General features: G+C 41.0%; 10 protein-coding genes. All 10 read right to left on the bottom strand.

Going from position 1 to position 12839, the window contains the following annotated elements:
* On the bottom strand, window positions 1-755 hold a 755-nt coding region (locus JKG61_RS12270; RefSeq protein WP_237249466.1), incomplete at its 3' end, for a collagen-like domain-containing protein.
* A gap of 329 nt (window positions 756-1084) precedes the next feature.
* Window positions 1085-3958 (bottom strand): aminomethyl-transferring glycine dehydrogenase, encoded by a 2874-nt coding sequence (gene gcvP, locus JKG61_RS12265; RefSeq protein WP_202103282.1) that lies wholly within the window; start codon window positions 3956-3958, stop codon window positions 1085-1087.
* Between the two features lie 242 nt (window positions 3959-4200).
* The gene (locus JKG61_RS12260) at window positions 4201-4884 is read right to left on the bottom strand and encodes a hypothetical protein (RefSeq protein WP_202103281.1); all 684 of its coding nucleotides are present in this window, start codon (window positions 4882-4884) and stop codon (window positions 4201-4203) included.
* Window positions 4885-5066: 182 nt separating this feature from the next.
* On the bottom strand, window positions 5067-6656 hold the full coding sequence (gene bshC, locus JKG61_RS12255; RefSeq protein ID WP_202103280.1) for a bacillithiol biosynthesis cysteine-adding enzyme BshC: 1590 nt from the start codon (window positions 6654-6656) through the stop codon (window positions 5067-5069).
* Window positions 6657-6782: 126 nt separating this feature from the next.
* Window positions 6783-8096: a hypothetical protein gene (locus JKG61_RS12250; protein ID WP_021071773.1), complete on the bottom strand. Its 1314-nt coding sequence runs from the start codon at window positions 8094-8096 to the stop codon at window positions 6783-6785.
* Window positions 8097-8192: 96 nt separating this feature from the next.
* On the bottom strand, window positions 8193-8735 hold the full coding sequence (locus JKG61_RS12245) for an NUDIX hydrolase (RefSeq protein WP_202103279.1): 543 nt from the start codon (window positions 8733-8735) through the stop codon (window positions 8193-8195).
* A gap of 4 nt (window positions 8736-8739) precedes the next feature.
* Window positions 8740-10479, bottom strand: coding sequence for a phospho-sugar mutase (locus JKG61_RS12240; protein ID WP_202103278.1), 1740 nt, complete (start codon window positions 10477-10479; stop codon window positions 8740-8742).
* 36 nt (window positions 10480-10515) lie between these two features.
* Window positions 10516-11154 carry a hypothetical protein gene (locus tag JKG61_RS12235; protein WP_202103277.1) on the bottom strand — a complete coding sequence of 213 codons (639 nt, stop codon included), beginning with the start codon at window positions 11152-11154 and terminating at the stop codon, window positions 10516-10518.
* Window positions 11155-11157: 3 nt separating this feature from the next.
* The gene (locus tag JKG61_RS12230) at window positions 11158-12027 is read right to left on the bottom strand and encodes an SDR family oxidoreductase (RefSeq protein ID WP_202103276.1); all 870 of its coding nucleotides are present in this window, start codon (window positions 12025-12027) and stop codon (window positions 11158-11160) included.
* A gap of 37 nt (window positions 12028-12064) precedes the next feature.
* Window positions 12065-12829: an enoyl-CoA hydratase/isomerase family protein gene (locus tag JKG61_RS12225; protein ID WP_202103275.1), complete on the bottom strand. Its 765-nt coding sequence runs from the start codon at window positions 12827-12829 to the stop codon at window positions 12065-12067.
* Window positions 12830-12839: the final 10 nt, after the last annotated feature.

The raw sequence follows: 12839 nt of genomic DNA, 5'->3' as shown, positions 1-12839 counted from the left end.
GAACCGATCTCAGGGCTAACACCATCTATACCGTTTTTACCTGTAATGGAAGCAATGAAGTCTGCACCGTCCTTACCGTCGTTACCCGGAAGTTCCTGCCATATCTCTAAAGCGGACTTACCGTCTGCTCCTCTGGCACCGACCAAACTCAATAACCAGTCCGATTCACTGCCTTTAAATCCCCCATCAACGGCAATATCGTAGGCAGACTTGCCGTCTGCTCCATCTTTACCCGATTCACCTTTTGGACCTCTCTTCAAGTCAATGATTGTTTCCCTACCAACTTCATCCTTATAAGTAATAGTGCCATCACCGTTATCAATCAAAGTAGTTATTGTTTCATTTTTCTTAACAACCTCTTTAAAATCAATCGTAACAGGAGCTCCTGTTACATCAACAAACGAAATTTCGTATGTTGCCGGATTATATGAAATACTCGTCGCTTTACCACCAGAAGCCAAGATCCACTTCGTACCGTCATTATAATAGACCCCCGGAACTACATCATTGCGAGTCTCTGTATTGTACACCATAAGACCGGCAACGTGAGTGCTCATAGGGGCTGCCTTAGAAGTTGATTCCAACGCTACTTTGGTATGAAGCAGACCTTTATTTTTACTAACAAGCTCTAAAATAGCATTCTGGCTAACAGTCAATCCATTATCACCTGTCCCATCAGACAACTTCTGTTGTGCATTAGCAACAACGACCGATGAGAATAATAATCCTGTTAATGCAAAGTTTTTAATATTCATAAATACCTTAATGTAGAAACGATTTGAGTAGGCCTCTTGGTTTGTTGCATAGCAGACCAATAATCCAGTCTACAAAAATACCTCTACCTCACAGGCACTTATACATTAGCACTAAGGAAAATCTTTTATTTTGTAGAGATATAACTACCTCTATATCAGAGACCCTTCTTTATTGAAAAGCTACAATAAAAAATGGTAAACTTTAAACTACAGTTTTGTAAAAAAATATTACTACTTATTTGGCTGCAACTGCAACCATAAATACCAAGGCACAAAAAAAGCCACACCAAATGGTGCAGCTCTTATAAACATTTAATAGGTTCTTGAGACTACGCTTCTGCGTATTCTTCAATAGATGGACAGGAACAGATAAGTGTCCTGTCTCCTTGTGACTCATTTACACGTCCTACTGAAGGCCAGAATTTATTTGCCTTCAAATAAGGAAGCGGATAAGCCGCTGTCTGACGAGAATACGATCTATCCCATTCGTCATCAATAACAACAGCTGCTGTATGCGGCGCATTTTTCAACACGTTATCTACTTTATCAACCTGACCTGCCTCTACTGCGTAAATCTCCTGACGGATAGCAATTAATGCATCACAAAAACGATCTAATTCCGGCTTGGATTCAGACTCTGTAGGTTCCACCATTAGGGTTCCCGCTACAGGAAATGATACTGTTGGAGCATGGAAGCCATAGTCCATCAAACGTTTTGCGATGTCAGCGACTTCAATACCTACACTCTTAAACCCACGACAATCCAAAATCATCTCGTGTGCGCAACGTCCATTCGCTCCAGCATATAATACTGGATAATGCCCTTCTAGACGGGCCTTAATGTAATTCGCATTCAATATTGCCGTTTTCGTTGCCGTAGTCAATCCCTCACTACCCATCATAGCAATATAACCATGTGAGATCAAAAGAATCGAAGCAGATCCAAATGGTGCAGCAGAAACCGCAGAAATACCTTGCGCTCCAGAAACCTCAACTACTTTATGGTTCGGTAAGAATGGTACTAAATGCGCTGCCACACCAATCGGCCCCATACCTGGTCCACCTCCACCATGAGGGATACAGAATGTTTTATGTAAATTCAGATGGCACACATCGGCACCGATTAACCCTGGACTAGTAAGACCTACCTGTGCATTCATATTGGCTCCGTCCATATATACCTGTCCACCATTTTCGTGGATGATATTACAAATGTCAATAATCGTCTCTTCAAAGACACCATGTGTCGATGGATAGGTCACCATTAATGAGTTTAGACTGGCAGCATGCTCAACTGCTTTTGCCTTCAAATCCTCTACATCGATATTTCCTCTTTCGTCCGTTTTCACGACGACCACTTTCAACCCCGCCATCGACGCCGATGCCGGATTTGTACCATGTGCCGAAGCCGGAATTAAACAGATATTACGATGTGATTCACCGCGGCTCTCATGATAAGCACGAATAACCATTAGTCCCGCATACTCACCTTGAGCACCAGAGTTAGACTGGAACGACATCTTAGCAAAACCTGTAATCTCACTCAACCACTCATCCAATTCATTGATCAACTGCATATATCCTGAAGTCTGATCAGCAGGCGCGAATGGATGTAATCCACCAAAACGAGCCCAAGTAACCGGCACCATCTCTGTTGTTGCGTTCAGCTTCATCGTACAAGACCCTAACGGAATCATAGAATGACATAGGGATAAATCTTTTGCCTCAAGTGATTTTATATAACGTAACATCTCATGCTCGGAGTGGTAGCTATTAAAAATAGGGTGAGTCAGATAGCTGGATATACGCTCTAAGTCCGAAGGAATAGAACTTGATAATGAGTCAACAAGACTTTCCAGTTCAACATCACTTTGATGCTTTCCTTTTACTTTCGCAAAAACTTTGACAATAGTCTGTATATCGGCGAATGTAGTCGTCTCATCGATAGAGATACCAACAATACCTTCATTATAGTAGAAATTCAATTCATGATTCAAAGCTTCTGATTTGAGCCCATCCACTTCATTACCCACATTAAAACGCAATGTATCAAAGTATGTTGAGTTCAACTGCTCATAACCTAAAGACTGAATTGCTTTATCTGTTAGTTTTGCTAAATCATTAATACGTGAAGCAATATTTTTAATACCCTGAGGTCCGTGGTATACCGCATAAAACGAGGCCATAATCGCTAATAGCGCTTGCGCTGTACAGATATTAGAAGAAGCTTTATCACGACGTATATGCTGCTCACGAGTCTGCAAAGCCATACGAAGTGCATACCCACCATTTGCATCCGATGTAACACCGATAATACGTCCTGGTATATTCCGTTTATAAGCATCTTTTGTCGCAAAAAAAGCTGCATGCGGCCCCCCGAATCCCATAGGCACCCCGAAACGCTGTGAGTTACCGACCACAACATCAGCACCCCATTCCCCTGGAGGCGTCAATAAGGCTAATGACATCAAATCAGCAGCCACACAGACGGTAATATTTTTAGCATGAGCTGCCGCAGTAAAATTCTTATAACCTGTCACAGTTCCATCCGCAGCAGGGTATTGAATAAATGCAGCAAATACATCTTCTGAAAGATTTGCTTCTTTAATATCAGCAATACGTATTTCTACACCGAATGGCACCGCACGTGTCTGCAATACATCCAAAGTCTGTGGGTATATATTAGGGGAAACTAAAAATGCATTCGCTTCTTTATTCTTACGCGCACTATAGAGCATAAACATACCTTCGGCAGCTGCAGTCGCCTCATCCAATAGCGAGGCATTCGCTATTTCCAAACCGGTAAGATCAGAAATTACGGTTTGGAAATTAAGCAGTGCTTGCAAACGTCCTTGTGCAATTTCAGCTTGATAGGGCGTATATTGTGTATACCACCCTGGATTTTCAAAAACATTACGCTGGATTACACCTGGCAAAATAACATCATAGTATCCCTGACCAATATAGGACTTGAACACTTTGTTTTTTTCAGCAATCTGCGCTACTTTCTCCAAGTATGCAACTTCACCTAAAGCATTAGGAAGGCTTAATGCCTTTTTTGAACGGATTTGAGCAGGAACAGTTTGTTCTATTAGCTCTTCTAATGAACCTACACCTAAGAAACCCAACATTTCTTCTACCTGTGCAGCACGAGGACCATTGTGGCGATCCTGAAATTTTTCTTGGTAATATACGTTACTCATTTGCTTGATAATTGCAAGGACTATATGTAATTAACTCTTTGACAAACAAATTATTTATTCACACAAACGGTTTGTTTTTCGATGTGCAAAGATACGCTTTTTATAAGACTTTTTAAGGGGAGACAAACAAGCCTATACTTTTACAAATACATCAAACAATCCAACAAATTATTGCGTAAAAAACAAACAACTTACCGTTATAGTAACATTTAATTACCCACAGCAATCATTGTACATTATCCTTACAATTTCACGCGCTGCGAAAATACTTCTACTAAGTACTCTTGGGCTGAAGAGCCTTTAGTAAATTTAACAGTCTCTTTACTATTCAGAGCCGTAGGCACTTCTGCCCGGGCCAGTTCTTTATTCACCCCTCTTCGGTACAGGTATAAAAATGCTTTGTCCGCAATCAATGTTGAAGTGAATATATTGGGTTTCACATCTGAAATCAACACGGTATCCGATTTAATATCGACACGATAATCGCTAGGGGTTTCGTCCGCAATATTCCAACGTATCTGCGGCCCCGCATTAAATAGATTATTATGATAGGAGGCATCTAGAGAAAGACCAATACTATCTTTATTATAAACCATAACAGTATAATAATTTGCCTCTTTGATCCGGATTGTATCCTTAAATCCACCTATTGAGAGTTTACGAAGACCAGCTTCTATAGGGACATAAGTCGCCGCCACTTTACTCGACCCAACTGTCTGCCTTACGTTGCTGGACAATAAGCCATCTATCTGATAGTACCCTGCGATATTTTTTTCTCCTGAGACATCAACAACAGCTATAGACGAAGATTTTATATCACCTGGAAGGATCAATGGTTCATTACCATCTGGATCAGAGGAGCAAGACAAAGAAATTAAAGCCAAACCGGATGCCACACAGATTAAGAAGATTGATTGAAATTTCATACATTTCATTGTATTAGAGCGACTCAAAGCCTTGGTTAAACGGCAAATATAAATCTTTTATCTCTGCGTACAAAACTAAGTAGTCCGACCAAGAATTTTGCTGTAAAAAAAATCTTCCAAGCACTAGAATTAAACAAAAAAAAAGCAAAATACCTACAGCCCGCCCAGCATTGGAAAATACGTTAATACAAAATCGTAAACTTGAATGCCAAGGGATCAAAATGATTAATCAATTCCTCTATCAGCTCCTCCCCGTACTTGACATATAAAACAGCAAAATTCTCTGTCCGTTCTTGCAATCCCCCATTAGGAAATAACTTTTCTTTCACTCTTTCGATCTGCAGCAACGCATCTTTATGGTTTCTTTTGTCTGCCTTTAAGAGCTTCTTTTCAAGATTATTTATCGCTTTTTTCAATCGAGCCTTAACGGCATCCGTACTAGGCCCTAGACTCGGATCTATTTTATGGGCACGCAGTTTAATCTTTCCAAAAATGGCATTAAGCTCCATCCATTCATCTTTGAGATGAAGTCGATGGGTAGTATGTCGTCTTACATATTCATTCTGCAAGGCTGTAGTAGATTTAAAAACACTTTTAAATGTAAGATTCAATCTATATATCTTACTCACCACATTATCTTCAGTTATCAGAGCCGAGTTGCGGGGCACAAGTATCGGAAACGGAACTCCATATTGATCAAAATTAGCCTTTAACTGCAACCAATATACAATTTCAGCCCCGCCCCCTATATAGGCTAGATTAGGTAGAACGACCTCTTGGTACAAAGGCCGCATCACCACATTGGGACTGAATCTTTCAGGATGACTTTCGATTTCCCCCTCCAACTGTTGGGGAGTAAAATAAATTCCTCGGTGCAAAACTTCAAAATCGCCATTCGCAGTTTTCTCTATACGTTCCCTAAACTCATCTGTGAGATAGAAAAAATTACAGGGACGTGCATATACCTGAGCTGTATATCCACTTGATTCTAGTAATGAAGATGTATTTGAAATAGCCTGAAAACTTTTTTCATACAAAATATCCTCTTTGATGATCGGCACATACAACTGTTTCAGCGCAGTACTGTCCGCATCTATAATAACCAGTCCATATGTTTTAAAAAGCTGATGTACCAAAAAACGCGTTGCATCAGCGAGATTCCGCCCCTCCAAATAAGCCCCTTCAACAATATGTGTCAGTCGAGCCGAATTTTCGGATAGTCCCAACATACTACAGTACTGTTTTACAACATCTGCCATCGACCTCGTGTCCATACGTCCCGTCCCAGATTCCCGAGGCACGTCCCAAACTATTTTCTTGCCGTATACACGCGTATTGTTTATTTCTTCAAAATCATGGTCTTCAGTAGCCATCCAATACACAGGAACAAAGTCCTTGTCCGGAAAGCGTTCTTTCAGATCTTTAGCCAACCGGATTGCACACGCTATTTTAAAAATAAAGTACAGTGGCCCAGTAAAAATATTGAGCTGATGCCCAGTAGTAACAGTAAATGTACTATCCTCCTTTAGCAGATTGATATTTTTCTCGACCTCAACAGCTTCTTCAAGTAATCCTGTATATTGCTTCTGAAGAGTCTCAACCAATATCTTTCTATGCGCAAAGGAAGACTTCAATTCCATTTGAGCTTCAAAGCCCTCCATATCTGGCTCATTCCCGTAGAAAGAACGGAGATCTTCGTTTCCAGCCAAATATCCTAGAAGTGTTTTAGAAAAACTATTTGTGTCTTTGTAATCGATATAGGTTGCTTTCATGTACTAGAAAATATTATCTGTCGAAAATACAAGTTACATCTTTTTGAAAAAAGCGTAGTGCTAAATACAAATTATAGCGAACATTTGACAATAACGTTTAACCTTGTTCGGGGACAAAGAAGTCTTCTATACCGTTTTAACGTATTTCTCGTCGTAATTTTCAATATCTATAATATAATGGTTCTGAATCAAAAAATCATACAAGGGTTTAGCTTCATCCGATACCTTTAGATTTTTAGTCGTTACAATCTTATTCTCCTTTTTATTGAGATAAGGATACGCATACAGTTTCACATTTTTACTAAACATACCTGATATATAAGATAACAATTCGTTGGTATAGTTTTCCTTATTATAATTATCTGAGTTAAAGATATTGCGTAAGTTATAAACGTTTGTCGCTATCCCCACATTTCTAGGTTTAAAAGTCTTGACAAACTCTGCCAAGTGGTTATTTCGCCTAAAATTAGAGACCATGATGTTGTTTCCTGTGGAACAGAGCTCTTCAGCACGTTGTGCAAAATACTGTAAATCTTCACCTGTCAGATCCAGATCCTCATCTAATACATTACCCATTAATACTTCAATCAGTACGACTGTATTTTCAGGATCTGCTCCCGTATTTTTCCTAAACTGCTCTACGGCAAGATTAAACAAGTCAAAGTTTGGCAAAGACTTTTGTTTATACTTTGTCCGCAAGACAATAATATCTTTCTTATACAAAAAATCTTTAATCTGCGCTGCTCTGCCATCAGGTCTAAATATAGCAGCATTAGCGAAACCTTTCGCTATAAGATACAGATTCAGAAGACGCTCATTTGCATTTTCAAACACAGGCCCACTCACCTTCACCAAGTCAATTTCCACAGAGCCTATGGAAAGATTATCTACTAGAGACTCAATCATAACCTGAGGATCCTGTGCATAATAATAGGCGGCAAAGACGAGGTTAACACCCAATATCCCCAGCACCTTAGATTGCAAGCGATTATCACTATCCAACAAACGGACATGGATAATAATATCATTTGTGGGGCCATCTATTTCATTTTGAAACCGAATCCCTAACCAACCGTGTGGATCATTAGTCTTTGTGAAATTTAACGTTGTCACTGTATCTGCAAAAGCAAAAAAACGTTTGTTTTCATACTTCTCCGTATGCAACCGTTCTGTTAACAAGCTAAATTCATGCGATAACATTTTGGTCAAGCGTTCGCGACTCACATACCTGCCCGAATCCTCCACCCCATATATCGCATCACTAAAGGCCATATCATAAGCTGACATTGTTTTTGCAATCGTACCCGATGCAGCTCCTGCTTCAAAAAAATTGCGGGCCACTTCTTGTCCCGCTCCAATCTCTGCAAATGTACCATAGATCGCCGCATCTAGGTTAATCTTTAATGCCTTTCGCTTTGTTTCGAATATCTCTCTTGCCATTTTGCAAAGCTACGAAAATACCGCAAATTATTTGGCAAACACTTCAGCGTCCCGTAGGAAAGGGCGCAATCTCGCCAACCGACGATCGCACCTCGACTAGGCCAGCTCCAACTTTTTCAAAGCGTAGAACAAAGCCGCACTATGTAACGCTTGTCCAATTCTATTTTCGAACAGAAAGCTTTTAGCCTCCTCTAAGGACATTACCACCACCTCGATATCTTCAGAATCGTCCAGATTCTGCTCCTGCACCTTTTTTCCGCCTCTTAACAGATAACTATAGGTTATGTTGCCACTTGTAGCAGGATTGGCATACAGCTCACATAGATATTCTACTGTCTCAAATGCGTAGCCCGTTTCCTCAAGCATCTCTCTTATGGCGGCATCCTGAGGACTCTCTCCATCTTCCACAACACCCGCAGGCAATTCCACCATGATCGCATCGGCCCCACGTCTATATTGCCGTACAAATAAGATGTTTCCTTCCTCTGTAACGCCTATCATATTGACCCACGTTGGATACTCAAGCACATAATATTCGTCCTTAATATTTCCATTTGGCATCTCTAGTTTATCCACCCTCAATGTAGCCCAAGGCCTTTGGATAATATAGCTAGAATCAAGCAACTTCCATTTATTCATCACACTAGTCTTTTACTATATCTGCCATTATGCGCTGCACCTTTTTTTCCAACGATTCGGATACATGCGTAAAAGAAGAAGGCTCCAACAAGGTCTCTTTGACAGAGCAATAAAACTTGATCTTAGGCTCTGTACCCGATGGTCTTGCAGAGATAACATCCCCTTCAACCGTTATAAACTGAAGCACGTCTGATTTAGGAAGGTCAATACCACACTTACTTCCTGTTAACAAGTCATATGCCTCCTGTTTTTCATAATCACGGATTTCTTTCACTGGTATCCCGCCCAGTGTCTTGGGAGCGTCCTTCCGAAGATTGATCATCATTTGTTTTATTTCCTCCGCTCCAGACTTGCCTTTTTTTGTCAACGAAATAAGTTTTTCCTGATAAAAACCATATTGTATGTATAGATCGATCAGTACATCAAACAAAGTCTTTCCGTTTCCTTTAAAATAGGCCGTCATCTCTGCTATAAATGCACAGGAGTTGACCGCATCCTTATCGCGAACTAAATCTCCGACCAAAAACCCATAACTTTCCTCGCCCCCGACCAAGTAGTTTTCTTTCCCTAAAAGCTCAGTCATCACTTCACCAATAAACTTGAAGCCCGTCAATGTCTCGTAACACTTTACATCAAAACTCTCACTAATAGCACGGATTAGATTGGTTGTTACGATGGTTTTTACACTATAATCATTCTCTTTCAACTCAAGTTTGTCTTTTTTAGAAGACAAAACATAGTAAACCAATAGGCTACCAATCTGATTTCCATTTAACAATTGGAACTGACCTTTCCCATTTTTGACAGCTACCCCAACCCGGTCAGCGTCTGGATCTGTCGCCATGACCACATCAGCATCAAGCTCCTGTCCTTTCCGCATTGCCATAGACATGGCCTCCTCCTCTTCTGGATTAGGATACACGACAGTCGGGAAATTACCATCAGGATTAGCTTGCTCTTCAACTACATAAACATTGTCAAAACCCCAGGCATTTAACATCTTGGGAACTATCGTCAATCCTGTTCCATGAATAGGGGAATAAACAATTTTTAACTCCTTATTGGCGCTTACAACCTCTGGGTGTATACTTAGTCGCTTATTTGCCGCAATATATAAGTCGTCAAAATCAGAACTCACCATGGTGATATTCTCACTGCATCGATCAAACTTGATCGCCGAGACAGACTCTATGGCATCGACTTCCGCTATTACATTCTTGTCATGTGGAGCTACGAGCTGCCCTCCATCATTCCAATAGGCCTTATAACCATTGTATTCCTTTGGATTATGAGACGCCGTCAACATAACGCCGCCCTGGCAAGCATAATATCGCACCGCATAAGACAACATAGGAGTAGGCCGAAGCTCATCAAATAAAAAAACATGAATGTCATTAGCAGAAAAAACGTCTGCCACTAATTGCCCAAACACCTTCGAATTATTTCTGCTGTCGTAAGACACTGCTACCTTTACAACCTGGTCAGGAAACTGCTTCTTGAGATAATTGGCAAGCCCCTGCGTAGCCTTACCTATCGTATATTTATTAATCCGGTTAGACCCCACGCCCATTATTCCACGAAGCCCACCAGTTCCAAACTCTAAATTCTTATAAAAAGAGTCCAACAGCTCCGTTTCTTCCTTATTATCGACCAATCTTTTCACCTTTATCACCGTATCCTGATCATACTCTGATGATGTCCAACTATCAATCCTGTCCTGTGTTTCTTTGTCTATTTGACCCATATTAACTCTTATTTCCAATTCTGACTTCCTATTTTTTTAAGCATCACAACCCGCATATGCGCGGTCCAAAACTGTTACATACCAACCACCTTTATATCTCTGCACGTGGAAAATCAAGGGATCTTTCGTCGTCACGATCACCCTATAGCTTTGGGCTTCATTTTTCTCCAAATTCTCGAACTGCGCTTCGGAAAACACCGACTCGTCAAATTCTTTTTCGAAAGCGGCTATATTTGACAACTGATTAGGATGAGAGGTAGTATCACAGAAAAAGCCCAATTTAGTCCATTTTTCGGTTCCACAATCAAACTCTGGCAACTTCTCAAATACCAATACATAGTCGTTTTGTATGCTGGGGTACGGATAATACTCTGGCATGGCCTTAGCAAAGTTTATACTATCGATACGAACAAAAGTGTCCGAAGCACCCGGACGATATATCACAATGAGACCTAATTCCGGATGAATAAGATTATTGATCTTACCATCATCTTTACTTGCATAAGCTCGTACAAACCGGGTAATCACCTCGTTTAGCGAGGCACTTTCTTCCATACCTGTTGGAGGAGCTACTTCTAAAGTATCTTTTTTTCCTTCTTCCTGCTTTTTACTTCCTTGTCCGCAAGACACGAACAAAGCTGCCAATAGGACCGTAAAAGTTAAAAACTTATACATAAATTACTTGTTATTCTTTCTTATTGTGCTTTCAATCATATCCCACATATCGTCTGGCACAGCCTCCATACCGTTCATCTGCCCTGCGCCCTGCAACCACTCACCGCCATCTATCGTCACTACTTCACCATTTATGTAACCTGCAAAGTCTGACACCAAAAATGCGGCCAAGTTAGCCAATTCCTGATGATCTCCTACTCTTTTTAATGGAACTCTATTCTTAAAGTCAAATTTAGCGGTCAACTCACCCGGTAATAGTCTGTCCCAAGCTCCTTTTGTCGGAAACGGCCCCGGAGCAATGGCATTATGACGAATACCATATTTTCCCCACTCTGCTGCCAAAGAACGAGTCATCGTCAACACACCGCCTTTAGCTGCTGCGGAAGGCACGACATACCCCGAACCTGTAAATGCATAAGTCGTCACAATATTAAGAACGCTTGCAGACTCGCCTTTATCGATCCAGTGCTTTCCAAACGTCAGTGTACAATTAGCTGTACCTTTCAGCACAATATCAATTACGGTAGAAAAAGCATTCGCAGAAAGACGCTCAGTAGGCGAGATGAAATTACCTGCCGCATTATTCACCAATACGTCAACCCGTCCAAATCTGGCAATACTTGCAGCCAACAACTCTTCTACAGAAACAATGTCGCGGATATCGCAAGCCACCGCTAGAACATCATTACCAGTCTTGTTTTCAATTTCTCTTGCAGTCTCTTCCAGCACGTCCATTTTACGGCTGGCTATGACCAAATTTGCTCCTAATTCAGAAAAATAAACTGACATCGCCTTGCCAAGACCTGTGCCCCCTCCAGTCACGACAATAGTCTTTCCTGATAGCGCATCTTCTTTTAGCGCACCTTGTACCATAGCATCTATGTTTTAAATTTTCCTAATCAAACCCACACTATCTCTTTTGTGTCAGATTGTGAATAATTGTCTTCAGAATATCACGCGTACTAGGCTTCCACCATTGCTCTAAGACCTGTTCAACGGCCTCCTCCTGCCCTTCCTCCATAGCCCGGATTAGCTCACCTCTCAGATTCAGCTTGGTTTTACGCCAAGCATTCTTCTCAAACTGCATAACCGATTTTACACGCCGAATGGCTGAAATCTGTATACGGTCAAAAGGCACAACCTCATCTACCAACCCTATAGAAAGTGCTTCTTGGGGTTTAAATAAACGTCCTTCTAACAAACTGCGATACGCAGCACCACGTCCCAACCAAAAACTATACAGGATGAAGATAGATTCGGGAACTACAATTCCAACTGGCACTTCATTCAGCCCCACAATATAATCGCCTTCAGCCATTACTCTATAGTCGCAACACAATGCCATTACACAGCCTCCAGCTGGGCTATGCCCGGTAATAGCAGCAACTGTTGGTTTTTCAAAAGCCACAAAGAGCCTAAGCAATTTCATAAAATGGGTCCAGAAATGCCTCATCTCCTCTTCATTATAGGCAAATAAGGTAATCAGGTCTAGCCCGGATGAAAAAAAACTCTCCTTGCCCGACAAAATTACACCCTCAACCGACGGATCGACTTTTGCTTCCTCTAGCACTTGAATCAACTCCTTTATCACCCCTACATCCATCGCATTAGACCGACCTCTATCCAACAGAATATGTAAAATATGATCTTCTTTCCTCGTACGTATATAATCCATAATTACTCGC

It is taken from the genome of Sphingobacterium faecale (genome assembly GCF_016746095.1).
GTDB lineage: Bacteria > Bacteroidota > Bacteroidia > Sphingobacteriales > Sphingobacteriaceae > Sphingobacterium > Sphingobacterium faecale.
Note: the sequence above shows the minus strand (reverse complement) of the source record. Positions and strands in the feature narration are given on the sequence as shown.

Bases quoted from the DNA above. Each gene is read 5' to 3' on its own strand.
- gcvP (WP_202103282.1), bottom strand. From the start codon at position 3,958: ATGAGTAACGTATATTACCAAGAAAAATTTCAGGATCGCCACAATGGT.
- JKG61_RS12245 (WP_202103279.1), bottom strand. From the start codon at position 8,735: ATGAATAAATGGAAGTTGCTTGATTCTAGCTATATTATCCAAAGGCCT.
- JKG61_RS12250 (WP_021071773.1), bottom strand. From the start codon at position 8,096: ATGGCAAGAGAGATATTCGAAACAAAGCGAAAGGCATTAAAGATTAAC.
- JKG61_RS12230 (WP_202103276.1), bottom strand. From the start codon at position 12,027: ATGGTACAAGGTGCGCTAAAAGAAGATGCGCTATCAGGAAAGACTATT.
- JKG61_RS12225 (WP_202103275.1), bottom strand. From the start codon at position 12,829: ATGGATTATATACGTACGAGGAAAGAAGATCATATTTTACATATTCTG.
- JKG61_RS12240 (WP_202103278.1), bottom strand. From the start codon at position 10,479: ATGGGTCAAATAGACAAAGAAACACAGGACAGGATTGATAGTTGGACA.
- JKG61_RS12260 (WP_202103281.1), bottom strand. From the start codon at position 4,884: ATGAAATTTCAATCAATCTTCTTAATCTGTGTGGCATCCGGTTTGGCT.
- bshC (WP_202103280.1), bottom strand. From the start codon at position 6,656: ATGAAAGCAACCTATATCGATTACAAAGACACAAATAGTTTTTCTAAA.
- JKG61_RS12235 (WP_202103277.1), bottom strand. From the start codon at position 11,154: ATGTATAAGTTTTTAACTTTTACGGTCCTATTGGCAGCTTTGTTCGTG.